Below are 23,600 nucleotides of genomic sequence, written 5' to 3' on the forward strand. Positions count from 1 at the left end.
GTCAGCGCCTCGCAGCGGTCGGGGTCTGCGTCGTCGCCGCCCGGTCCCGCAGTGGCGCGTCGAACGTATAATCGGACGGATTGAACCGCCGCGTCATACCCCAGAACGCGCGGGCACTGCGCGGCCACTGCGTGACGACCCGGCCGTTGGCGGCGCGAAAGTAGTTGCTGCAGCGGGTCAGCCAGACGGTGCCCGCCATCCAGCGGTCGACCTTGGCCAGGAACGCCGCCATCGTGCGCGGACGTACCTCGATGTACGACTTACCCCGGCGCCGAAGGTGATTCAGCGCCCGCACGATGTAATGCGCCTGCGCCTCGAGCATGAAGATCACGCTGTTGGACCCGACGTTGGTGTTGGGACCGTAGAGCATGAAGAAATTGGGAAAGCGCGGCACCGCCATCCCCAGGTAGGCGTAGGCCCCGTCACTCCAGGTCTCACGCAGCGAGACCCCGCCCGCGCCGACGACGTCGATCTGGCCCAGGTAGTCGGCGGCGGCGTAACCGGTCGCGCAGAGCACCGCGTCGACGTCGAGTTCGGTGCCGTCCTCGGTCACCAGCGAACGCGCCCGCAACGCTCGCGCTGGGCTCGCGATGACCTCGACGTGCGGCTGCGTCAGGGCCTGCAGGTAATCGGTGGCGAACACCAACCGCTTACAGCCGAAGGGATGGTCGGGGGTCAGCTTGCGACGTAACTCGTCGTCGGGGATCGTCGCCTCGAGCACCTTGAGCGCAATGCCCTTGAACTCCTGTGTCTTGTCGCTGCCGTTCTCGATGACCGAGATATTCGACTCGCTGCGCAGCCACAGCCGGGTCCGGTAGATCTTCTTCGCCAGCGGGATGTTGCGAAACATCCACTTCTCCCGCCCGCTGTAGGCCCGATCGGGTTTGGGCAGCACCCACGTCGGTGAGCGCTGCACCGAGTAGACGCGCTCGGCCACCTTGGCGACCTCCGGAACCAGTTGCGCCGCTGTCGATCCCGTACCCAGCACCGCCACTCGCTTGCCGGAGAGGTCGACGTCGTGGTCCCACCGCGCGGTGTGCATCAACGTACCGGTGAACGGTTCCTCTTCCACCAGGTCGGGCATGACGGGCCGGGTGAACAGGCCGACCGCGGAAACCACCACGTCGAAATCAAACCGATCACCGCTCGCCGAGGTCAGCTGCCATCGGTCACCCGCCCATCGCGCCGAGGTGATCTCGGTGTTGAGCCGCAGGTGCGGCGTGAGTTCGTAGCGTAGCGCGCAGCGTTCGAAGTATTCGAGGATCTCCTTCTGCCCGGACCACAGCCGTGACCAGTCGGGGTTCAGGTCGAACGAGTAGGAGTACAGGTGCGACTTCACATCGCAGGCCAGGCCGGGATAGGTGTTGATCCGCCACGTGCCGCCGACGCCGTCCTCCCGATCGAAGATCGTGAAGTCGCGAAAACCGGCCTTGCGCAGGAAGATCCCCAGCGCCAGGCCGCCGGGGCCGGCGCCGATGATCCCGACCGAGAGGCTCGGATACCTCACCCGATTCGAAGGCATTGCCCTCCATCCACGACGACTTCGGCTCCCGTCATGAAGGACGCCTGCTCGGAGACCAGAAAGGCGACCACGTTCGCGACCTCGTCGGGTTTCCCGATCCGGCCGAGCGTCGCGATCAGCCGCTGCTGTGTGGCGGGGTCGAGCATCGGGGTTTCGATCGGGCCCGGGAACACCGCATTGACCCGAATGCCGGCCCCGGCGAGTTCAGCGGCGACGGCCTGGGTCAGCCCGCGCAACGCCCACTTCGACGATCCGTACGCGGCGTGGTTCGGGAAGGGCCGGATGGCACCGGTGCTGACGGTGTTGACGATCACGGGCCCCGCTGCCCGCCGGAGATGCTCCAGTGCTGCCTTGATTCCGAGGAACGGGCCCAGACAGTTGAACCGCCAACTGCTTTCGAACGCCTCGGGTGTTTCGTCGTCGAGGGAGCAACGATGCAGCACCCCGGCGTTGTTGATCAGCGTCGACAACCCCCCGAACCGGTCGACCACCTGGCTCACGGCGGCTTGCCACTGCTCGGGCGAGGTGACGTCGAGTTCGACCGGGATCACCTCGTCGCCGAGGTCGGCGATCGTCGCCCGCAATTCGTCCATCCGCACGTCACATGCCGCGACCCGGAATCCGTCCTGGAGCAGGCGTTTCGTGATCGCCGCGCCCTGCCCGCGTGCGGCGCCGGTCACCAGCGCGACGCGATCGCCCGTCACTGGGAATCCTTGAGGATCTCCTCGGCGCCGCGCCGCAACGCCTGAGACTCCGACGCGACCGTGAGCATGCGATACCCCATGTCGGCCATGGCCCTTCCATTCTTGCCGGCGTGGATGCCGGCGATCACGCCGGACGCGGCGGCGCTGGACTGGATACGAGCGAGCGCGTCCGTGACGGGCGTCGCGGTCCAGGCCGCGGCCGGGGCGTGCCCGAGCGCGATCGCCAGATCGTTGGGGCCGACGTACACCCCCGTCACCCCGGGCACCGCGCAGATCTCGTCGACCGCGGCCAGTCCCTGCACGCTCTCGATCATCGCGAACACCCCCGCGCGGGCTTCGTGTTCGGCCGGATCGCGCCCGACGTCGGCGCGCAGCGGCCCGTAGCTGCGCACCCCCGCGGGTGGGTACCGGGTCGCCGCGACGGCCGCGGCGGCCTGCTCCGGCGATTCCACCATCGCGATGATGACGGCGTCGGCGCCCGCGTCGAGCACACGGCCGATCGGTGCGGGGTCGGCAGAGGGTAACCGCACCGCCGTCGCGATCCGGACGTGTTCGAGGCGACGCAACAACAGCGCGACATCGGCGTCGCCCAGATACCCGTGCTGCACGTCGAATCCGACATAGTCGTAGCCGGCCTGGGCGAATTCTTCGGGACCCATGATGGTCGGCCCGACCACCCATCCTCCCCACACGTGCTCACGGGAGGCGAGGGCCTGCTGAATTCTGCTGGTCATTCGACGATCGCGATCTTGATGCGGTCCGGCGCCGGGCGGCACGCGAGTTCGAACGCGGCCTGGGCATCGTCGACGCCGAATGTGTGTGTCACATAAGCCGGCAGCAGATCGGGGTGGTGCCGGACGAACTCGTTGGCAGCGGCCAGCATCCGTCGCCGGTCCAGGGTCACACCGGACTTCAGCGTCAGATTGTTGCGCAGCATGGTGCGCATGCTGATCGGATAGCTGTCGTCGTCGGGCACACCGAAATAGAACACGGTCCCACCCGGCGCGGCCGCCTCGATCGCGTGACCGAGGGTGGCGACCTGGTGCCCGACGGCTTCGATGACCACATCGGGCCGGTCGCCGGGCTCGAGGTGGCTCACCCACCGGTCGCTGGTGGCGCGCACGATCGTGTCCACGCCGAACTCCTTGCCCACCACGTCGCGGTCGACCGGGTCGACGCCGGTGACGCGACGTGCGCCGAACGCCTTTGCCGCATAGGAGAACAGCAGACCGATCGAGCCCTGCCCGATCACCGCGACGTGCAGGCCTTTGAGTTTGGGCAACTGTTCGACCGCATACAGCACACACGCCAGCGGCTGCAGGGCAACGGCATGCTGCGGGCTCAGATTATGGTCGTAGTAGGCCAGCCCGTCACCGTCGGCGACGACATGTTGCATCAGGCCGTCGAAGCCGGACGCCCAGCCGACGACCCAGTCCCCCACACCGTGGCTGCGATGCCTGCTGGCGATCACCTCGCCGACGACCTCGTGGATCGGGAAGCCCGGCATCTCGGCCGCGCTCACCCCCCGATCGCCTGCGATCTTGCCGCGAACACCCCGGAACGGCGGCAGGTCGCTACCGCAGACCCCCGCCGCGCGAAAGCGCAGCAGCACCTGCTGATCCGCCAACGACTCCGGCGTTGTCTCCGGAATGTCTTGGCGCTCGAAGGTGTACGGCGCGACCAGTCGATAGGACCACATCTCACACACCCTCCGCGTGGACCTCGACAGGAACACTGCTCCAGCCCCACTGGAAACTCGACGGCGGCCGGGACGCGGCCTCACCGTCGATGCGCCAGTCTCCGACCCGCTTGAGCCATTCGGTCACCATGATGCCGATCTCCAACCGCGCCAGGTGCACCCCGAGGCAGAAATGTTGTCCGCGACCGAAGGCCAGCAGGCGCTCGATGGGACGGTCCCAGATGAACGTGTCCGGATCGGAGTATTCGCGTTCGTCACGGTTGGCCGACGCCAGCAGCGAGATGATCCGTTGCCCTGGTCGAATTGTGGTGCCGTGCATGGTGAACGGCTTACGCACGGTGCGTGCAAACCATTGCGCGGGCGCGCAATAGCGGATCATCTCCTCGCGCGCGACGAGAACATGGTTGTCGACGTCGCTGCGCACGGCGGACAGCTGATCGGGCCGAAGGCCCAGCTCCCAGAGGCCGTGTGCGACGATCTTCGGCACCGTTTCGGTTCCGCCGATGAAGATCCCGAGCAACTGGGTGGCGGCCTCGACATCGTTGAACGCCGAGCCGTCCGGCAGCCGGTACTCGATCAGGTTGTCGGCGATCGGGTTCTCGCCGGGCGTGGTCCTGCTGCGTTGGATGATCGGAATCAGGTACTCCAGGTAACCCGGCCGTGCATTGGCCACCTCGACCCCGCTGCCCGGCTGCGCGAGGCTGCCTGCGTTGACGGTCGCCAGCACGTCGGCCGCGAGATCCACCGGCAATCCGAGCAATTCGCAGACCATGGATGCGGCGACTATGCCGCCGTAGTCCTGGGTCAGGTCGAAGGCGCCGCGCGGCAGCAGCTCGTCGAGGCGCTCGTTGGCCAGTTGACGGATGCGGTCGGCCAACTTGCCCGCCGACCTCGGCCGGAACGGGGCCGATGTGCAGCGTCGCACGGTGTCGTAGATCGGCGCGTCGAAGTTCGCGTGGAAGGGCATCGGATGCAGCGCCGGATCGGGCACGGGCCCGTCGTTGTGCTTCGCGAGAACCGTTGCCGCGGGCAGGGTTCCCTCGGAGGCGACGAACGTGCCGTCGTTGACCTCCAACACCCGCCAGATGTCCTCGAAACGCGAAAGGGCGTAGGTGTCCCATTTCTCGACGTAGTACACCGGGTGCCGATCGCGCAGCGCCCGATAGAACGGTAGCGGGTCGGCCATCACCGCCGGGTCGAACGGATCATAGGAGAACGTCTCGAGAACAGTCATGTTCATCGCAGCGGTGACGGTGGGAGGGCGGCCAGGATGGAGTCTTCCCAGCCGTCGCGCAGCGCGGGCGCGACGCTCATCCAGGTGACGATCTCGGCGGGCGGGCTGTCCTTCCACGACGGGTAGTGGTTGGCGAAGCAGTCCCAGTCGTCGTCGAGCGCCCAGTAATGGATGACCTCGTTGAAGCGGAAGGTCGTGATGAACGAACCGAGCCAACGCTTTCCGGTACGTTCCGACCACGGCACGTAGAGGCGTTCCAGTTCGCGGATGTAGTCGTCCTGGCGGCCGGGTTTGGTCTGCATGATCTCCTGGATCACCAGCCCGGCACCGAAGTTCGCCTCCTGCAGCTGCGCGAGTGTCCGATTGTATTTGCCCGCGTACATGATGCGGCCCTCACCCGAGGCGCCGATCTCGGCGAGGTATGTCGACCACTTCGCTGCGGCTTCCTCATGGCTGCCGCCCCTGGCCTGCGCCTTGCCGATGCGCGCATAGTCGGCGAACGTGTCGATCTCCCAGATGATCGTCACCTGCGGCCAGTGGCCGTTGTACGGCGTCGTCTCCCAGATCGCGAACAGCCGCGCGCCGAGGTCGGCCATCATCGGCTGGTACACGTCGCCAAAAACCTCACTGAACCCGCCGGACCGGCCGGAACCGAGCGCGATGGTCTCGTGGAGATAGAGCAGCGTGTGACCGTAGTACTTCTTCATGACCTGCACCCATTTGACAGCGACACCTTGCGAGCGTGACACTTATCGCGTGTTTTGTAAAGGTGTGCCGGGATGACTCCGACGCCGCTGGCGAAGGGGTTCTGCTTCGGCGAGGGCCCGCGCTGGTTCGAAGGTCTGCTCTGGTTCTCCGACATGCTCGGCGAAGCGGTGCACACCGTCGACCTCAACGGTGATCTGACGACGCTGCCCCTTCCGGGACATGCGCCTGCCGGCCTCGGATTTCGCCCCGACGGGTCGTTGCTGATCTCCTCCACCGAGGCGCGCCAGGTGCTGCGCTACGACGGCGAGAACGTCACGGCGATCGCCGACCTCTCCGCGATCGTCCCGGCCCCACTCGGCGACATGGTCGTCGACCGCACCGGGCGCGCTTACGTCGGCTCCCAGGCCCGCGAACAGGGAGTGATCGTGCGGCTCGATCCCGACGACACGTTCACCGTCGTCGCCGACGGCCTCGACTTCCCGAACGGGATGGTCATCACCACCGACGGCACAACGCTGATCGTCGCCGAGTCGACCGGACGCCGACTGACCGCGTACTCCCTTGCAGGTGACGGCGCACTGTCCGATCGCCGCATCTTCGCCGACAAGCTCGACGGACCACCGGACGGCATCTGCCTCGACGCCGAGGGCGCCGTGTGGGCCGCGATGACGCTGGCCGGTCAGTTCGAGCGGATCACCGAAGGCGGCGGCGTCACCGACCGCATCGACATCGGCGAGCGCATCGCGATCGCCTGCGCGCTCGGCGGTCCCGAGCGTCGCACCCTTTTTCTGTTGTCCAGCACCGACGCGTATCCACAGCGGCTCAAAGGCACCAAGCTGTCGCGCCTCGATGCGACCACCGTCGACATACCGGGAGCCGGGCTACCGTGAGCGATTCCTATTACGAGCTCATCGACGACGCCGATCCGCTCGGCGAGAAGTTCCGCGCGACCGACCTGGTCCGCAGCACCTGGTCGGCCGCGATCCAGCACGGAGCGCCGGTGTCTGCCATCCTGGTTCGCGCGCTCGAACGCTGCGAGGCCCGCGACGACACCCGCTTGAGCCGGGTGCTGATCGACCTGCTCGGCGGTGTTCCCGCCGAGGGTGATCTGTGGGTGCGGTCGCGAATCGAGCGCTCGGGCAAGCAGATCGAACTCGTCAGCTCCGAACTGCTGGCTGCGAGGCCGGACGGGGACCCGCGGCCCGTCGCGCGGGCCAGCGGGTGGCGGTTGAAGACCGTCGACACCCACGCCGTGCAGCATGCGCCGCAAGCTCCTCTGCGTCCGCTGTCCGAGGCGAAAAGCCGTGACATGAAGAAGGATTGGGATCGCAACTACGTGCACAGCCTCGACTGGCGGTGGCTGACCGAACCGCTGTGCGAGGGGCCCGGCGAGTCGTGGATCCGCCCGGAGGTCGACTTGGTCAAAGGCGAGGCCATGACCCCGCTGGAGCGGTTGTTCGCGGTGGCCGACGACGCCAACGGCATCGGGACCAAGCTGGACATCCGCCGCTGGACGTTCATGAACACCGATCTCGTCGTGCACGTGCACCGGATCCCGGAGGGCGAGTGGATCGGTATCCGCGCCGAGACCAGCTACGGGCCCGACGGCATCGGTACGACGCTCGGCACGCTGTTCGACGAGACCGGCGCGGTCGGCGCGATCCAGCAGTCCGTGCTCGTCCGGCCGATGCCCCAGCGCTGATCAGGGCGTGCAGGCGCCGGTCGCGACCGGGATGTTCGCGCGCGCCCCGTCGGTCACCGTCGCCGAGACCTGCTTGGCGGTGAGCACGAAACCGGTCTCGGGGTCGTCGATGGCCGCCCCGAAGCTGATGCCGAGCACGTGGCCGTTCAGGTCGATGAGCGGTCCACCGGAACCGCCGCGCCGGATCGGGCCCCTGATGACGTAGACCTCGCGGTTCACCGTCGTGGTGCGGTAGATGTCCGGCCCGAGAAGCTCCATGACCCTGCGGATTCGCGCAGGGGTGGCCACGAACGGCCCTCCCCCCGGATATCCGAGCACGAGGGCATCGGCGCCGATGACGGCGGTGTGCTGGTCCATCGCCAGCGTGGGGGCTTGCAGGTCGGGCACGTCAAGCACGGCGACGTCCATCGCCGGGTCGAAAACCACGACGGTGGCCGGTATCTCCCGGTCGCCCGCCCAGACTCTGACGACGTCCGCGCCCGCCACGGTGTGTGCGGCCGACATCACCCGGTTCGGTGCGACGACGACCCCGCTGCCGTCCACCGTCCTCGCGCACTGCAGGGCCTCCGTGTGGATCTTCACGACGCTGCGCGCCGCCTCTGCGACGACAGCGCTGTCGGCCAGCGTGGCATCGGGTGCGGCGAGCGTGGTGATCGCGATCGGAGTGGGCTCCTCGGCGACGAGGTCGAACGATCCCCTGATCGCGCCGCAGCCAGTCACGCCGATCGCGACCAGGCACACCGCAAGCAATCTCGACCTCATTGCCGAAACGATAACTCCGCGGGAGGCGAATCGGAGGCCAAGCTCGCCCAGCCAGTCGAGCCGGTTGAGCTAGTCGATCAAGCGCAACGCCGCGGCCGGGCACTGCGTCACAGCCTGCAGCATCCGGTCCCTGTCGGACTCCGGACGTTCGGGCTCGTGGATCAGCACGATACCGTCGTCACGCACCTCGAACACCTCCTCGGCGATCGACTCGCAGATCCCGTGTCCGGTGCACCGGTCCAGATCGACTTCGACGCGCATGCGCACTCCTAGCGAACGACGGCGGGCAGCCGTTTGACGCCGTGCACGAAACTGCTGTACAGCAGGTCGGGTTCGCCGAACTCGATCGTCGTCAACCGAGTCAGCAACTCTCGGAACAGGTTTCGCAACTCGGCTTTGGCCAGCTGGCTTCCCAGGCAGAAATGCGGGCCTCCGCCGCCGAACCCGAGGTGCGGGTTGGGCGAACGGGAAAGGTCGAATGCGGCGGGGTCGGTGAAGGCGGCCTCGTCGCGGTTGGCCGAGCAGTAGAACAGCGCGACCTTGTCCCCGGCCTTGACCGGCTGGCCGTTGATCTCGGTGTCCTCGGTGACAAAGCGCGCGAACTGCAGGACCGGCGAGGACCAGCGGACGAATTCCTCGATCGCCAAACCGATCCGGCCGTCGAAGTCCGCCATCAACCAGTCGCGCTGGTCCGGGTTGTCGACCAGCGCCATCATCGCGTGTGTCGTCGCCTGCTTGGTGGTGTCGTTGCCGGCCGAGGCGAGCAGGATCAGGAAGGCCCCGATCTCCTCGTCGGTCAGCCGGTGGCCGTCGACCTCGGCGTTGACGATGCTCGTCATCAGGTCGTCGCCGGGGTGGGTGCGCCGGAACTTGGCCAGCTCGACGCCGGTGTTCGACAACAGCGCGATCTGTGCGACCGGGTCGGCGACGCGCTCATCCTCGGTGGCGTACTCGTCGTCGCTCATGCCGAACAATTTCTCCGCGGCGTAGGCGACGGCGGGCTGGTCGGCGCTGGCCACGCCGAGCATGTCCATGATCGTCAGCATCGGCAGTTGCGCCGAGCATGCCGACACGAACTCGACTTCGCCTGCGCCGACCAGGTTTTCGACGATGGTGACCGCGTTCTTGTGGATCTGTTCCTCGATCAGCCGCACGTTGCGGGGCGTGAACGCCGAGCTGATCAGCCGGCGGTACACGGTGTGCTGCGGCGGGTCCATGGTCAAGAAGAACGAGGCGAACCGCTGAATCTCGGCGGGCATCGGGTTCAGCGCGACGCCCTGAGCCGAGGTGAACAGTTCGGGATGCTGGCTGACGTAGGCGATGTCGGCGCGCCGCGTCAGCGCCCAGAAGCCGGGCTCCTCGATTCCGAACATGGAGGGCAGCGGAGGATGCCAGGACAGCCCGTCGGCGGCTCGCAGCCGCGCGAACGTCTCGTCGCGCACGGCGAAGGGCCGACTCCAGAACTTTTCCGACGTGATGTCGACAGCGCTGTATTCGCGGGCTGATGTCACCGATTCAGCGTGACACTTCGTCAAAAGTTTGTAAAGCTATGACGGTGCCGGTAGCCGACGCAGACTCTTCGACGCGCGAACGCATCCTCGCCGCGACCGCGGAAGTACTGGGCCGCCACGGCATGACCAAGCTCAGCCTCTCCGAGGTCGCACTGCAGGCGCAGGTCTCCCGTCCCACTCTCTACCGTTGGTTCGCCTCCAAGCGTGACCTGCTCGACGCGTTCGTGGTGTGGGAACGCCAGTACTACGAACGTGCGGTGGCCGAGGCGACGGCGGGCCTGCCTCCCAGCGAACGGCTCGACGCGGCGCTGCGGGTGATCGTCGACTACCAGCAGTCATATCCGGGTCTGCGGATGATCGACATCGAACCCGAGCAGGTGATCAAACGGCTCTCCCGGGTGATTCCGTTGATGCGCCAGCGCCTGGAACGGCTGGCCACCGGACCCGATCCCGGTCTTGCCGTGGCGACGGCGGTGCGGGTCGCGGTGTCGCACTATCTGGTGCGCAGCGACGACGACGCCGACTTCCTCGCGCAGCTACGCCACGCGGTGCGGGTCAAGCACCCGACGTCTTGAGCTCAGCGACGATCTCGTCGGTGTGCTGGCCCAAGCGCGGTGCGGCCCAACGGGGCTCCCACGGCGTGCCCGAGAAGTCGGCCGGCGAGGCGACCATCGGCGCTGCGCCTTCGCCGTCGGGCACGTAGACGATGCCGCCGGCGGCGTGAAACTGCTCGTCGGCCACGATGTCCTCCAGCGAGTTGATCGGCGACCAGAAGAAGTCCGGTTCGGCGGCGAAGACCTCCCCCCATTCGGCGAGGGTTTTCGAGGCGAAGATCTCGTCGAGTTCAGCGACGAGTTCGACCGCGTTGACGGCGCGCGCCCGCGGGGTGTCGAACCGGGGATCGGTCAGCCACTGTGGGCGCCCGACCGCGCGACACAACGGCGGCCAGTGCCTGCCGGCCTCCAGTCCGACGATCCAAAAGCGGCGCCCGTCACCGGCCGCGTAGTTGTTCATGCAGGGGTTGCCCATCGTCTCCCGCTGCCCGATCGCGATCGAATTCCCGGTCAGCAGAAAGGTATTGAGGTCGAAGCTCACCGTGTAGGCCCCCTGGCGGTACAGCGAGGTGCTGACCAACTGCCCCTTCCCGGTGCGGCCCCGCGCCACCAACGCGGCGCAGACCCCGGCGGCCAGCGTCATCCCCGCCGCGTGGTCGCCCATGCCGCCGCGTTGGAACGGCGGGGTCTGGCCGGGACGGGTCAGCAGGTGCGCCAGGCCCGCTCGCGCCCAGAACGCGGCGACGTCGTAGGCCGCCCGGTCCGCGTCCGGCCCGTTCTCGCCGTAGCCGGTGATCAACCCGTAGACAAGTTGCGGATTGTGCGCGGCGAGAGCCGCGAAGTCCAGTCCCATGCGCGCGAGCGCGCCGGGCCGGACATTGGTCACGAAAACGTCTGCGCCCTCGATCAATTCGCGGGCCGTAGCGCGGCCGTCGGCGGTCGTCATGTCGAGCACGATGCTGCGCTTACCGCGGTTGTCCATCTCGAACGGCGGGCTCACGTCGCCGTCGACACCGAGCATCTTGCCGAACAACCGCGCCGGATCGCCGGTCGGCGGTTCGATCTTGACGACGTCGGCGCCCCAATCGGCGAGTATCCCGGCAGCCGCCGGCCCGGCGACCCACACGCCGAGTTCGACCACCCGTACTCCCTCGAGCGGACCCGCCATCGACACCTTCTTTACATGTATTCCCGAATTTGTAAACTAGCGTGGTGAAGCACGCTGCGCCGGTGCTCGGCCTGGCCGCACATGTGGGCCGCGGGATACAACGTATCGCCACCGACGCCGCGTTCGGCCGTCTCCGCCCACTTCCGCGGTCCGTGTCCGAACTGGACGCGCCCGCCATGTCGCGGATCATCGGCCGCCCTGTGGCCGCGGTGTCGGTGCTGGGCGGCGACGCCGGCACCTCGTCGCGCGCACGCCTCGCCCTGAGCGGCGACGACGTCCCGCCGACTGTGTTCGTCAAGCTGGCGGCCGAGACCGTCGCCACCCGCCTGATGGGCGAGATGGGGCGGCTGGGCGCGACCGAAACCCGCTTCTACCGCGAACTGTCCCCGCGGCTCACCGGCGTCCCGACGTGTCACGGCTCGGCGTTCGACTCGGTGACGGGTCGCTACCTTCTCGTGCTGGAGGATCTGTCGGCCGACGAATGCGAGTTTCCCGACACCTTGCATCCGATCAGCGCCGACCGGACCGGCAAGATCGTAGAGCTGCTCGCCAGGCTGCACGCGACCTTCTGGAACCGGGTGCCCGACTGGCTCTACACCGCATCGGGCGATACCGCGTCCTTGCTCACCGGACCGCTGCTGAAGATGTCGGCGCGCCGCATTGCCGAGCGCACCGATATCGCGGTCGGCGCCGGCCGCTTCATCGACGAGAACTACCGTGCCGTGGCCCGGCTCATCGACGAGCCGCCCCACACCGTGATGCACGGCGACGCGCATCCGGGCAACGTGTACTTCCGCAACGGCGAGGCCGGGCTACTGGACTGGCAAGCCGTCCGGCGAGGGCATCCCAACCGTGAGCTGGCGTACACGCTGGTCACCAGCATGACGCCCGCCGATCGCCAGGCGCATCAACGCGACCTGCTCGACGTCTACCGCCAAGCGCTCACCGCATGCGGCGGACCGGAGTTGGACCGCGACGAGCTGTGGGAGCGGTACCGCCAGGGCGCCCTGTATGCCTACGTCGCCGCGCTGATCACCGCCGGGATGGGAGGCATGCAGGCCGAGGGCATCGCCCTGGAGGGCCTGCGCCGCGGCATCGCGGCGCTAGAAGATCTCGACACTGTCGCCGTACTCCAGAAGTCGATGTGAAGAACGATCTAGGCTTGCCCCGTGAACGAAGCGCTGCGCGACGCACTCGGACCCGAGGACATCTCGACGCGGCACCGGATTCTCGTCGCGACCTCGGAGGTCCTGGCCCGAAGCGGTCAGACCAAGCTCAGCCTCTCGGAGGTCGCGCTGCAGGCCGGCGTGTCCCGCCCGACGCTCTACCGCTGGTTCGCCTCCAAAGGTGAACTGCTCGACGCGTTCGGCATCTTCGAGCGCGACCTGTTCGACAACGGCATCAGCAAGGCGACGGCCGGCCTGCGGGGCACCGAGAAGCTCGACGCCGCGCTCCAGTTCATCGTCGAATACCAGCACTCGTACTCCGGTGTTCGCGTGGTCGACATCGAACCCGAGGTCGTCATCCCGCAGCTCACGAAGATCATCCCGGTCATGCGGGCGCGGCTGCAGAAACTGCTGAGCGGCCCGAACGCAGCGGTCAAGGCGGCCACCGCAATTCGCGTGGCCATCTCGCACTACATCGTCCGCAGTGACGACGACGACCAGTTCCTGGCACAACTGCGGCACGCCACCGGGATCAAGCCACAGGGTTAGCCGTCCGGCTCTCGCGAAAAGCTGACACTCGCGCAAAAATTTGTAAAGCTGTCCGCATGACCCAGGTTGAGACTGACACCGGCGTGCTGGCCGGCGACGAGCGGATGTTGATCGACGGCGAAATGCTGACCACGGCCAGTGGCGCGACGTTCGATGTCATCCACCCCGCCAGTGAACAGGTCGCAGGCCGGGCGACCGACGGCACCGTCGAGGACATGGCCCGCGCGGTCGGCGCGGCGCGCCGCGCCTTCGACGAAACAGACTGGTCGCGTGATCTGGACTTCCGCTACCACTGCCTGACGCAGCTGCACGAGGCCTTCGAACGCAACAAGGAACGGCTGCGCCGGATCCTGATCACCGAGGTCGGCTGCCCGGTGTCGGTGAGCGGCAGCCAGATCGAGAGCCCGATCGACGAAGTCAAGCACTGGGCCGAGCACGGGAAGAACTTCGACTACCTGGTCGACAACGGTGTGCACGAGACACCGTTGGGGCCGGCCCGCCGCAAGATCCACTACGAGCCGGTCGGTGTAGTCGGCGCGATCACCCCGTGGAACGTGCCGTTCTACCTCAACGTCGCCGAGACCGTGCCCGCGCTGATGGCCGGTAACACCGTCGTCCTCAAACCCGCGCAGCTGACGCCGTGGTCGGGCAGCGAGTACGGCCGCATCGTCGCTGAGGAGACCGACATCCCGGCCGGCGTGTTCAACGTGGTGGTGTCCAACGCCAACGAGGTCGGCGCCGCGCTGTCGGCCGATCCGAGGGTCGACATGATCACGTTCACCGGATCGACGGCCACCGGGCGGGCCATCCTGGCCGCAGGCGCGCCGACGGTGAAGAAGACGCTGCTCGAGTTGGGCGGCAAGTCGGCCCACATCGTGCTCGACGATGCCGACTTCAACTCGGCGTTGTCGATGGCGGCGATGATGGCGTGCGTGATGAGCGGGCAGTCCTGCATCCTGCCGAGCCGGATCCTGTTGCCGCGCAGTCGCTATGACGAGGGCATCGAGATCCTCAAGACGATGATGGAGGGCTTCCCGGTCGGCGACCCGTGGACACCGGGCAACATGCAGGGCCCGCAGATCAGCGAGACCCAGCGCCAGAAGGTGCTTGGCCTGATCAAGAGCGGTATCGACTCCCGTGCGCGGCTGGTCACCGGCGGCGGAATCCCGGAGAACCTGCCGACCGGCTACTACACCCAGCCGACGCTGTTGGCCGATGTCGACCCGAATTCCGAAGTGGCTCAGGAAGAGATCTTCGGCCCTGTGCTGACGGTCACCCCGTACGACACCGACGACGAGGCGGTCGCGATCGCCAACAACACGATCTACGGGCTCTCCGGTGAGGTGTCCGGCGCCGACCTCGATCGCGCGTTCGCGGTGGCCTGCCGCATGCGCACCGGCAACGTGACGATCAACAGCAAGAGCCACTTCGGCATCAACAGCCCGTTCGGCGGCACCAAACAGTCCGGGCTGGGTTACCGCAACGGCGAAGAGGGCTACAAGGAATACCTGGAAGCCAAGACCATCGGCATGCCCGACACGGTCGAACCGTGAATCAGGCAACGATGGACGATCGGCGGATCCGCGACGAACTCGACATCGCCGCACTGCTGCACCGCTACGCCCGCGCAGTCGACACCAAGGACTGGGAACTGTACCGCTCGGTGTTCACCGACGACGCCCACATCGACTACTCGTCGGCGGGGGCCGTGGTCGGAAGCCGCGACGAGGTGGTGGACTGGTTCGCGGCGAACTTCGGGGTGATCGCGTGGAGTTTGCACCACATCACCAACATCGAGGCCGACATCGGCACCGGGCCCGAGGGTGACACCGCACGGGTCAGGGCGATGTTCTACAACCCGATGCAGTTGCCCGGCATGACCGAGCCCAGCTTCTGCGGCGGGTACTACCACCACGAACTCGTGCGCACCCCCGACGGTTGGCGCAGCCGTCGGCTGGTCGAGGAGAACGTCTGGTTCACCAATCCCCCCGCTCAGTAACGCCCAGACCGACGTTTTGGCGGAAAAGTCCGAGCGAAACCCGCCATTACGTCGGTCTCGACGGGAAGAACTCAGCTCTGGGCCGCCAACTGCCCACAGGCGGCGGCGATTTCGCGCCCTCGCGTGTCGCGCACAGTGCAGGACACGCCGCGCTCGCGGACCCGCCGGACGAATTCGCGTTCGGCCGGTTTGGGGCTGGCATCCCACTCGCTGCCCGGCGTCGGGTTCAGCGGGATGACGTTGACATGCGCGAGCGGGCCGAGCACGCCGTGCAGCCGCTTGCCCAAAAGGTCTGCCCGCCAAGGCTGGTCGTTCACATCGCGGATCAACGCGTACTCGATTGACACGCGGCGGCCGGTCACGTCGGCGTAGTAGCGCGCAGCGTCGAGCGCCTCGGACACCTTCCACCGGTTGTTCACCGGCACGAGGGTGTCGCGCAGTTCGTCGTCCGGGGCGTGCAGCGACAACGCCAGCGTGACTCCGAGCCGTTCGTCGGCGAGCTTGCGGATGGCGGGCGCTAAGCCGACCGTCGACACCGTGACCGACCGGGCCGAGATCCCGAAACCGTTGGGGGCCGGGTCGACGATCCGTCGCACCGCGGCCAGCACCCGGTTGTAGTTGGCAAGTGGCTCCCCCATGCCCATGAACACGATGTTGGACAGCCGCCCGCCTCGCGCCACAGGTGTGATTCCGTCGCCGTCGCGGTCACGCAGTTCCACCGCGGCCGCCCGTACCTGTTCGAGGATCTCGGCCGTCGACAGGTTGCGCTTGAGCCCGCCCTGGCCCGTCGCGCAGAACGGGCAGGCCATCCCACATCCGGCCTGCGACGAGATGCAGACCGTGTTCCGTTGCGGGTAGCGCATCAGCACCGACTCGAACGTGGTGCCGTCGACCGCGCGCCACAGCATCTTGCGCGTCTCACCCGCATCGGTCTCGATCTCGCGCACCGCATCGAGAAGCGTGGGGAACAGCGCGCCCGCTACCTGGTCGCGCACACCCGCGGGCAGGTCGGTCATCTGGTGGGGGTTGGCGATCAGCCTGCCGTAGTACTGGTTGGCCAGCTGTTTGGCACGAAACGCCGGCAGCCCGAGTTCAGCGACGGCCGCGGCACGACCCGCGTCGTCGAGGTCGGCGAAATGCCGCGGCGGCATGGCGCGGCGCGGCGGGTCGAAGACGAGAGGTAGCGAAGTGGGCATGAGCTGCGACCAGTATCCCACTTCTGACGTCGGATAAATCCAAGCGCCGCGCGCGGTCGTCACATCCGCGCCGAGGCCCGGCCGGCCGAGCGGGCAAGCCTCAGATCAGGGCGTGCCGGTGCTCCTCCCGTGGTTCACCGGCGACGGTGGCGAAGGCGTCCAACGCCACTACCAGCGTTTCACGTTGGGCCGCGGGCATCTCCCGCAGGATCCGACGGATCGCGATGCGGCGGTGATGGATGACGCGATCGATCAGCACCTGCCCGTCGGAGGTGAGCGTCAACGCGATGTTGCGCCGGTCGGCGGGATCGTCCCTGCGGTCGACCATTCCGATCTTGAGCAGCCGATCACAGATTCGGCTGGCGTTTGACGCGCTGACCTGCAGACCCGCCGCCACCGCGGCGAGATTGACGGCGCCGCGGGTCGCGATCATCATCATCACCCGCAGCTGAGGCACGGTCACCACGTCGTCGACGGTCGAGATCGACGCTGCGGTGATAGCGACCAGAGCCCGTGACGCCCTCATCACCGACTCCACCTGCTCGTTCGTCACACCAGCGCCGCGACCGGCCATGTCCACCTCATTCCAGGTTCAAGAATATTTATCAAACCGCAATTATTCGCTGTTTGCAATTACTGCTCAACGGCAAGTCTCAACCGTATGCAGGCATTGACCGTTCAGCCTGGAAAGGCGGACACACTTGCCGTGGACGATGTCGACGAACCCACCCCAGGCTCGGACGAACTACTGGTCGACGGCCTGGCCATCGGTGTGTGCGGGACCGACAAGGAGATTGCGGCCGGACGGTACGGCTGGGCCCCGCCTGGTCGGGACAAGTTGATCATCGGACATGAGTCCCTCGGCCGGGTGGCGACCGCCCCGCCCGGCGCGTCGTTCACCCCCGGCGACCTGGTGGTCGGCGTGGTGCGCAGGCCCGACCCAATGCCGTGCCGGGCCTGCGCCCATGGCGAATTCGACATGTGCCGCAATGGTCGCTACACCGAACGCGGGATCAAGGCGATCGACGGTTACGGCAGCCAAAGATGGTGCGTCAAAACTGATTACGCGATGCGCATCGACGAGGGCCTGCGAGACGTCGGAATGCTTATGGAGCCCACCACGGTGGTGGCCAAAGCGTGGGAGCAGGTTCGGCGGGTGGGCCAGCGGGCCTACTTCGAACCCGAACGGGCGCTGATCACCGGCGCCGGTCCGATCGGGCTGCTGGCAGCCCTGCTGTCTGTGCAGTCCGGCCTTGACACCCACATCCTCGACCGCGTCACCGACGGACCCAAACCCGGGATCGCCGCGGCACTGGGCGCGACGTATCACCACGACGACATCGACGACGTCGCATCCCGGCTGCAGCCGGACGTGGTGATCGAGGCGACCGGAGCCGGACCGGTCGTCTTCGGCGCCATCGCCAACACCTCGACATACGGCATCGTCTGCCTGACCGGAGTCTCACCGGCCGGACGAAGCCTCAAGATCGACGCGGGTGCCGTCAACCGCGAGTTGGTGCTCGAAAACGATGCGGTCATCGGATCGGTCAACGCCAACCTGCGCCACTATCGGCAGGCCGCCGAGGCGTTGGCCAAAACCGATAAGGATTGGCTGGCCAGCCTGATCACCCGGCGAGTGCCGCTGCACCGCGCCGCCGACGCCTTCACCGCCCGACCCGACGACGTGAAGGTGGTCATCACCCTCGACGACGCGAGCTGACATGGCCGCGATCGAGGACTACGCGCTGATCGGGGATCTGCAAACCGCAGCCCTGGTGGATCGCAGCGGAGCCATCGACTGGTTGTGTCTGCCACACTTCGACTCGCCGGCCTGCTTTGCGGCGCTGCTCGGCGGGGCCGAGGCGGGTACCTGGCTGATGGCGCCGGCGGGCGGCGAGGCGGCGACGCGCCGGCGCTACCGCGACGACGCGTTGATCCTCGAAACCGAATGGGACACCGGGGACGGAACTGTCCGGCTCATCGATTTCATGCCACCGCGCGGCGTGGCCGCCGACGTCGTCCGCATCGTCGAGGGCGTGCGCGGCACGGTCTCGATGGCGATGTCGCTGTGCCTACGCTTCGACTACGGCCACGTCGTGCCCTGGGTGCGCCGCAGCGACGGCGGGCTGTCGGCGATCGCCGGCCCGGACGCGGTGTGGTTGCGCACGCCCGTCGACACGCACGGTCGCGAGCTCACCACCGTGGCGGAGTTCACCGTCACCGAGGGCCGGCGCATACCGTTCGTCCTGACGTATCAGCTCTCTCATCTGGCCGCACCCCCGCCCGTCGACGCCGAGCAGGCGCTGTCGGAGACCGAACGCTGGTGGAGCGCATGGGTGGCCCAATGCAACTACACCGGATCGTGGCAACCGGAGGTGCGTCGGGCGTTGATGTTGCTCAAGGCCCTGACTTTCGCTCCCACCGGCGGCATCCTCGCCGCCGCCACCACGTCATTGCCCGAGCAACTCGGTGGGCCGCGCAACTGGGATTACCGCTACTGCTGGCTACGCGACGCCACCTTCACCCTGCAGGCGCTGCTCGGCACCGGATTTGTTGACGAGGCGCGGGCCTGGAGGGAATGGTTGGTGCGCGCGGTGGCCGGCGACCCCGCCGATCTGCAGATCATGTACGGCGCCGACGGGCGGCGGCGGCTACCCGAGTTCGAACTCCCCTGGCTGGCCGGTTACGAGAACTCGAACCCGGTGCGGATCGGCAACGCCGCCGCGGCCCAATTCCAACTCGACGTGTGGGGCGAGGTGCTCGACGGTCTGCACCTGGCCAGGGACAGCGGGCTGCCGACCGACGACATCGCCTGGGACGTCCAGCGCGCACTTCTCGACTTTCTCGAGGGCGATTGGCAACGGCGCGACTACAGCCTCTGGGAGATTCGCGGGCCCGCAAGGCATTTCGTGCATTCGAAGGTCATGGCATGGGCCGGGGTCGATCGTGCGGTACGCACCGTCGAGAACCATCAGCTGGAGGGCCCGCTGTCGAGATGGCGAGCCCTGCGCGACGAAATCCACGCCGACGTCTGCGAGCACGGATACAACCCGCACCGCCGTAGCTTCACCCAGTCCTACGGCTCCGACCACCTCGACGCGGCACTGCTGCTGCTCCCGCGGGTCGGCTTCCTGCCCTATGACGACCCGCGCATCGTCGGCACCGTCGTGGCGGTCCAGAAGGAACTCTGCTGTGACGGCCTGCTTTTGCGCTACCTTCCCGAACGAAGCGACGATGGCCTCCCGGGCCGTGAAGGCAGTTTCCTGGCATGCAGCTTCTGGCTCGTCGACGCGCTGTGCGGCATCGGCCGCTCCGACGAAGCCACCGCGCTCTTCGAGCGACTGCTGGGACTCCGCAACGACGTGGGGCTGCTCAGCGAGGAGTACGACCCGAAAGCCGGGCGCCAGCTGGGTAACACACCACAGGCCTTCAGCCTCGTCGGGTTGATCAACAGCGCCCGACAACTCAGCGGGCACCACACCATGACGTCCGGACACCACCGGCAACAGCATCCCCACTCGACGGCACGACAGTGAAGGGAGACGACGATGCCCCCACCCCACGCACCTCCGCACAGCAACTGCCGACGATGACCGCTCCGCGAACGCAGTTGGTCGAGGTCAGCCTGAACCGGTCGCGGTATCGGAGCGGCCGGTGGTTGCTCGTCGCCGAGGGGGTGGCGTGCGCCGCCGCCGGAAGCGCCGCCGCCATAGGTCACCTCGGCGGCGGATCCCGTTCGGGGACCGGAATATCCGTATTCGGGCTGCACATCTCCCCCGTCGAATGCGTCGTCCTGGCGGTGTTCGGTGTGCTGGCCGTGGTGGCGGCGTTTCGACGCGGCACGGCGGTGGCCCTGAGCGCGATCGGTGTCGTGGGCGGCATGACGATGGTCATCGTCACCTCCGTGGCGGCCGTACACGACGCCTCCGGAGCGCTGGGGTTCGAGTTCGGCGACATCCTGCTCTCCGGCCTGCTCGGCGCCTACAACCTGGGCCTGCTCATGTGGCTGTGTTCGGACGCCGTGGAGGGGAAGGTGTGGCGATACCGACACAGATCCGCGACAACCGGATCGACCGGCCGGCGACGAAGTCTCAATTAATTTTCAGGAAGCAATAGTTGCTGTACAGCAAATGAAAGCGTAGGACGGAGATAACGCCTCCGTCCGCGAATCCGACCGACAAGGAGCAGTCATGCCCGACCAAACCGTCGCTGATTACTTGCTCGAACGGTTACGCGCCTGGGGTGTTCGCCGCGTATTCGCGTATCCGGGTGATGGGATCAACGCGATCCTGGCAGCCTGGGGCCGCGCCGACGACGATCCTCAGTTCGTGCAGTCCCGCCACGAAGAGATGAGCGCGTTCGAGGCGGTCGGCTACGCCAAGTTCGGCGGCGCGACATTCGGCGTCTGCATGGCGACGTCAGGCCCCGGGGCGGTACATCTGCTCAACGGCCTCTACGACGCCAAACTCGACCACGTACCGGTGGTGGCCATCGTCGGACAGACCAATCGCAGCGCGATGGGCGGGTCCTATCAACAGGAGATCGACCTGCTGAGCCTCTATAAGGACGTCGCCGCCGACTACGTGCAGATGGTGACCGTGCCCGAGCAGCTTCCCAATGTCCTCGACCGGGCGATCCGCACCGCGGTGGCGAGGCGGTGCCCCACGGCCTTGATCATTCCGGCCGACGTGCAGGAGCTCCCCTACCGCCCACCCCGACACGCCTTCAAGATGGTGCCGTCAAGTCTGGGTGTCGACTGGCCGGCGGTAAACGCCGATGACGCGGCCATCGCGCGGGCCGCCGAGATCCTCAATGCCGGAACCAAAGTCGCGATGTTGGTCGGCAACGGCGCCAGAGGCGCTGCGGCCGAACTGGCCGAGACCGCTGAGCTGCTCGGCGCCGGAGCTGCCAAGGCCCTGTTGGGCAAGGACGTGCTGTCCGACGAACTGCCATGGGTGACCGGTGCGATCGGCCTGCTGGGCACCCGGCCCAGCTACGAGTTGATGCGTGACTGCGACACGCTGCTCACGATCGGATCAAGCTTCCCCTACACCCAGTTCCTTCCCGACTTCGGACAGACCCGCAGCGTGCAGATCGACATCGATCCCACCATGATCGGAATGCGCTACCCCTACGACGTGAACCTGGTGGCCGATGCGAAATCCGCTCTGCGCGGTCTCATTCCGCATCTGCAATACAAATCCGACAGATCGTGGCGGTCCACGGTCGAATCGAACGTCAGCCGCTGGTGGGAGACCATGGCCAAGGAGGCCGCCGTCAGTACCGACCGTGTCAACCCGCTGCGGCTCTTCTCCGAACTCTCCGCGCAGCTGCCCGGCAACGCGATCGTCACCGCCGATTCCGGATCCGCCGCCAACTGGTATGCCCGGCAGCTGCGCTTCGGGCCGGGCGTGCGCGGCTCGCTGTCCGGAACGCTGGCGACCATGGGCCCGGGGATTCCGTACGCCATCGGCGCCAAGTTCGCCCACCCGGACCGGCCCGTCATCGCCCTCGTCGGCGACGGTGCCATGCAGATGAACGGTATGGCCGAACTCATCACGATCAAGCACTACCACCAGCAGTGGTCGGACCGCCGCCTGATCGTGGCGGTCCTGCACAACAACGACCTCAACCAGGTGACCTGGGAGATGCGTGCGATGAACGGATCACCGAAATTCGCGGCGTCACAGACTCTTCCGGATGTTGACTACGCCGGCTTCGCCGCCAGCCTTGGACTTCAGGCACACACCGTGCGTGACCCCGACGGGCTCGCCGACGCGTGGCGTTCCGCGCTCTCGGCCGACCGGCCGACGGTGCTCGACGTGCACACCGACCCCAACATGCCACCCATTCCGCCACACGCCACCTTCGAACAAGCCAAAGCCACCGCCACCGCAGTGCTCAAGGGCGATGAGGACAGTCGCAGCTTCATCAAGGAAGGCATCAAAACCAAGGCGCAAGAGTTCATGCCGCACACACGCTCATGATCACCGACGACGCTGTCCGCACCGGAATTCCCGCCGCCACCGTCGATGCGCTGCGCGTCACGGCGTACCGCATCCCCACCGAAGCGCCGGAGGCCGACGGGACACTGGCCTGGGATCACACCACGCTGGTGGTGGTCAACGCCGACTGCGGCGACATCACCGGAACGGGGTGGACGTACGGGCATCCGGCTTGCGCCGACGTCATCACCCGAAGCCTCGTCACTCACGTTGTCGGGCGGGACGCGCTCGACGGCGCGGCGGCGTTCGACGCCATGGCCAAGGCCGTGCGGAACTTCGGGCGCAGCGGCATTGCGGGACAGGCGCTCTCCGCGGTCGACGTGGCGCTGTGGGACCTCAAAGCCCGGGTTCTAGGCATGCCGCTACACCGGCTCCTCGGAGCCGTGCGCGACAGCGTCCCCGTCTACGGCAGTGGCGGGTTCACCACCTACGGCCCCCACCAGATGGGGGACCAACTGCTCGGCTGGGTGCGTGACCACGGCATCACCCGCGTAAAGATCAAGATCGGGCAGTCGTGGGGCACACGCACCAGACGCGACGTGTCGCGGATGCGGCAGGCCCGGGCCGCGATCGGCGACGAAACCGCACTGATGGTCGACGCAAACGGTGGCTACACCGCCAAACAGGCCGTCCGGGTGATGTCCGAGGTTGCCGACCTCGCCATCACCTGGCTGGAAGAGCCGGTCTCATCCGACGACCTCTCCGGCCTGCGAGCCGTACGCGACGCGGTCGGCGCCGATGTCACGGCGGGCGAATACGGCCACCGGCTGGCCGATTTCGTCCCGCTGTGTTCCGCGGTCGATTGCCTGCAGATTGACGCATCGCGGTGCGGCGGCATCACCGGTTGGCAGCAGGTGGCCGCGCTCGCCGCCGCACACCATCTGGAAGTCTCCGCACACTGCGCGCCGTGGCTGCACGCCGCGGTCGGCGCCGCGACACGCAATCTCCGCCACCTCGAATGGTTTCACGATCACGCCCGTATCGAGACCCGTTACTTCGATGGCGCGACACCGCCGACCGACGGGGTTATCCGCCCCGACCCGGACAGTCCTGGGCACGGGCTGACCGTACGCAGCCTGGACCTCGAGCCCTATCGCGTCGGCTGAAAGAGACACTGCCAC

24 protein-coding genes are annotated in these 23,600 nt (G+C 67.2%); 12 read left to right on the plus strand and 12 right to left on the minus strand.

Annotation, left to right across the window (positions count from 1 at the left end; translation table 11 throughout):
- Nucleotide 1: 1 nt before the first annotated feature.
- The 6 genes from A5790_RS09850 to A5790_RS09875 are packed head-to-tail and all read right to left on the minus strand — an operon-like array spanning nt 2 to nt 5,866.
- Complete coding sequence (locus tag A5790_RS09850) at nt 2–1,507, minus strand: flavin-containing monooxygenase (protein WP_369829781.1); 1,506 nt, start codon at nt 1,505–1,507, stop codon at nt 2–4.
- Nucleotides 1,504–2,226 carry an SDR family NAD(P)-dependent oxidoreductase gene (locus A5790_RS26170; RefSeq protein ID WP_066843098.1) on the minus strand — a complete coding sequence of 241 codons (723 nt, stop codon included), beginning with the start codon at nt 2,224–2,226 and terminating at the stop codon, nt 1,504–1,506. Before A5790_RS26170 ends, A5790_RS09850 begins: the two co-directional genes overlap by 4 nt.
- Nucleotides 2,223–2,960 (minus strand): HpcH/HpaI aldolase/citrate lyase family protein, encoded by a 738-nt coding sequence (locus tag A5790_RS26175; protein WP_066843100.1) that lies wholly within the window; start codon nt 2,958–2,960, stop codon nt 2,223–2,225. The genes A5790_RS26170 and A5790_RS26175 overlap by 4 nt, the downstream gene beginning before the upstream one ends.
- Nucleotides 2,957–3,925 (minus strand): zinc-binding dehydrogenase, encoded by a 969-nt coding sequence (locus A5790_RS09865; RefSeq protein WP_066843103.1) that lies wholly within the window; start codon nt 3,923–3,925, stop codon nt 2,957–2,959. The genes A5790_RS26175 and A5790_RS09865 overlap by 4 nt, the downstream gene beginning before the upstream one ends.
- 1 nt (nt 3,926) lies before the next feature.
- On the minus strand, nt 3,927–5,165 hold the full coding sequence (locus A5790_RS09870) for a cytochrome P450 (protein ID WP_156656347.1): 1,239 nt from the start codon (nt 5,163–5,165) through the stop codon (nt 3,927–3,929).
- Nucleotides 5,162–5,866 (minus strand): NIPSNAP family protein, encoded by a 705-nt coding sequence (locus A5790_RS09875; RefSeq protein WP_156656348.1) that lies wholly within the window; start codon nt 5,864–5,866, stop codon nt 5,162–5,164. Before A5790_RS09875 ends, A5790_RS09870 begins: the two co-directional genes overlap by 4 nt.
- A 72-nt stretch (nt 5,867–5,938) precedes the next feature.
- On the opposite strand from A5790_RS09875, the gene A5790_RS09880 reads away from it, so the two are divergent.
- On the plus strand, nt 5,939–6,757 hold the full coding sequence (locus A5790_RS09880; RefSeq protein WP_066843108.1) for an SMP-30/gluconolactonase/LRE family protein: 819 nt from the start codon (nt 5,939–5,941) through the stop codon (nt 6,755–6,757).
- Entirely contained in the window at nt 6,754–7,569 is an 816-nt protein-coding gene (locus A5790_RS09885) for a thioesterase family protein (protein WP_066843110.1), read from the plus strand. Before A5790_RS09880 ends, A5790_RS09885 begins: the two co-directional genes overlap by 4 nt.
- On the opposite strand, the gene A5790_RS09890 is transcribed toward A5790_RS09885, so the two are convergent.
- The 3 genes from A5790_RS09890 to A5790_RS09900 all read right to left on the minus strand — a co-directional run bounded on the left by A5790_RS09890 (nt 7,570) and on the right by A5790_RS09900 (nt 9,842).
- Entirely contained in the window at nt 7,570–8,331 is a 762-nt protein-coding gene (locus tag A5790_RS09890) for a MarP family serine protease (protein ID WP_082961651.1), read from the minus strand. It lies immediately after the preceding gene.
- A 69-nt stretch (nt 8,332–8,400) separates the two neighbouring features.
- Nucleotides 8,401–8,592 carry a ferredoxin gene (locus A5790_RS09895; protein WP_066843159.1) on the minus strand — a complete coding sequence of 64 codons (192 nt, stop codon included), beginning with the start codon at nt 8,590–8,592 and terminating at the stop codon, nt 8,401–8,403.
- 8 nt (nt 8,593–8,600) lie between these two features.
- A complete protein-coding gene (locus tag A5790_RS09900) occupies nt 8,601–9,842 on the minus strand; it encodes a cytochrome P450 (protein ID WP_156656349.1) in 1,242 nt (413 codons plus the stop codon).
- A 38-nt stretch (nt 9,843–9,880) separates the two neighbouring features.
- Here A5790_RS09900 and A5790_RS09905 point away from each other — a divergent pair, with 38 nt between their 5' ends.
- A complete protein-coding gene (locus A5790_RS09905; protein WP_064394586.1) occupies nt 9,881–10,417 on the plus strand; it encodes a TetR/AcrR family transcriptional regulator in 537 nt (178 codons plus the stop codon).
- Here the strand turns inward: A5790_RS09905 and A5790_RS09910 are convergent.
- Nucleotides 10,398–11,564 carry a CaiB/BaiF CoA-transferase family protein gene (locus A5790_RS09910; RefSeq protein WP_066843160.1) on the minus strand — a complete coding sequence of 389 codons (1,167 nt, stop codon included), beginning with the start codon at nt 11,562–11,564 and terminating at the stop codon, nt 10,398–10,400. The genes A5790_RS09905 and A5790_RS09910 overlap by 20 nt on opposite strands.
- A 44-nt stretch (nt 11,565–11,608) precedes the next feature.
- Here A5790_RS09910 and A5790_RS09915 point away from each other — a divergent pair, with 44 nt between their 5' ends.
- From A5790_RS09915 to A5790_RS09930, 4 genes are read left to right on the plus strand one after another with little or no spacing between them, the layout of a single operon-like run.
- Nucleotides 11,609–12,712 carry a phosphotransferase gene (locus A5790_RS09915; RefSeq protein WP_066843113.1) on the plus strand — a complete coding sequence of 368 codons (1,104 nt, stop codon included), beginning with the start codon at nt 11,609–11,611 and terminating at the stop codon, nt 12,710–12,712.
- Between the two features lie 21 nt (nt 12,713–12,733).
- Nucleotides 12,734–13,279: a TetR/AcrR family transcriptional regulator gene (locus A5790_RS09920; RefSeq protein WP_066843115.1), complete on the plus strand. Its 546-nt coding sequence runs from the start codon at nt 12,734–12,736 to the stop codon at nt 13,277–13,279.
- 56 nt (nt 13,280–13,335) lie between these two features.
- Nucleotides 13,336–14,832, plus strand: coding sequence for an aldehyde dehydrogenase family protein (locus A5790_RS09925; protein WP_066843117.1), 1,497 nt, complete (start codon nt 13,336–13,338; stop codon nt 14,830–14,832).
- An 11-nt stretch (nt 14,833–14,843) separates the two neighbouring features.
- Nucleotides 14,844–15,278 (plus strand): nuclear transport factor 2 family protein, encoded by a 435-nt coding sequence (locus A5790_RS09930; RefSeq protein WP_066843162.1) that lies wholly within the window; start codon nt 14,844–14,846, stop codon nt 15,276–15,278.
- Between the two features lie 71 nt (nt 15,279–15,349).
- Here A5790_RS09930 and rlmN read toward each other — a convergent pair whose 3' ends face one another.
- Nucleotides 15,350–16,474 (minus strand): 23S rRNA (adenine(2503)-C(2))-methyltransferase RlmN, encoded by a 1,125-nt coding sequence (gene rlmN, locus A5790_RS09935; protein WP_066843166.1) that lies wholly within the window; start codon nt 16,472–16,474, stop codon nt 15,350–15,352.
- Between the two features lie 100 nt (nt 16,475–16,574).
- Nucleotides 16,575–17,048, minus strand: a complete 474-nt coding sequence (locus A5790_RS09940) for a MarR family winged helix-turn-helix transcriptional regulator (RefSeq protein ID WP_066843167.1) — start codon at nt 17,046–17,048, stop codon at nt 16,575–16,577.
- A 132-nt stretch (nt 17,049–17,180) separates the two neighbouring features.
- On the opposite strand from A5790_RS09940, the gene A5790_RS09945 reads away from it, so the two are divergent.
- The 5 genes from A5790_RS09945 to A5790_RS09965 all read left to right on the plus strand — a co-directional run bounded on the left by A5790_RS09945 (nt 17,181) and on the right by A5790_RS09965 (nt 23,585).
- A complete protein-coding gene (locus tag A5790_RS09945) occupies nt 17,181–18,194 on the plus strand; it encodes a glucose 1-dehydrogenase (RefSeq protein WP_231987696.1) in 1,014 nt (337 codons plus the stop codon).
- A gap of 1 nt (nt 18,195) precedes the next feature.
- The gene (locus tag A5790_RS09950) at nt 18,196–20,010 is read left to right on the plus strand and encodes a glycoside hydrolase family 15 protein (protein WP_066843121.1); all 1,815 of its coding nucleotides are present in this window, start codon (nt 18,196–18,198) and stop codon (nt 20,008–20,010) included.
- 53 nt (nt 20,011–20,063) lie between these two features.
- The gene (locus A5790_RS09955; RefSeq protein ID WP_156656350.1) at nt 20,064–20,573 is read left to right on the plus strand and encodes a hypothetical protein; all 510 of its coding nucleotides are present in this window, start codon (nt 20,064–20,066) and stop codon (nt 20,571–20,573) included.
- Between the two features lie 91 nt (nt 20,574–20,664).
- A complete protein-coding gene (locus A5790_RS09960; RefSeq protein WP_066843124.1) occupies nt 20,665–22,461 on the plus strand; it encodes a thiamine pyrophosphate-requiring protein in 1,797 nt (598 codons plus the stop codon).
- Nucleotides 22,458–23,585, plus strand: coding sequence for an enolase C-terminal domain-like protein (locus tag A5790_RS09965; RefSeq protein ID WP_082961652.1), 1,128 nt, complete (start codon nt 22,458–22,460; stop codon nt 23,583–23,585). Before A5790_RS09960 ends, A5790_RS09965 begins: the two co-directional genes overlap by 4 nt.
- Nucleotides 23,586–23,600 lie beyond the last annotated feature (15 nt).

The organism is Mycobacterium sp. 852002-51152_SCH6134967 (assembly GCF_001667105.1).
GTDB classification, from domain to species: domain Bacteria; phylum Actinomycetota; class Actinomycetes; order Mycobacteriales; family Mycobacteriaceae; genus Mycobacterium; species Mycobacterium neumannii_A.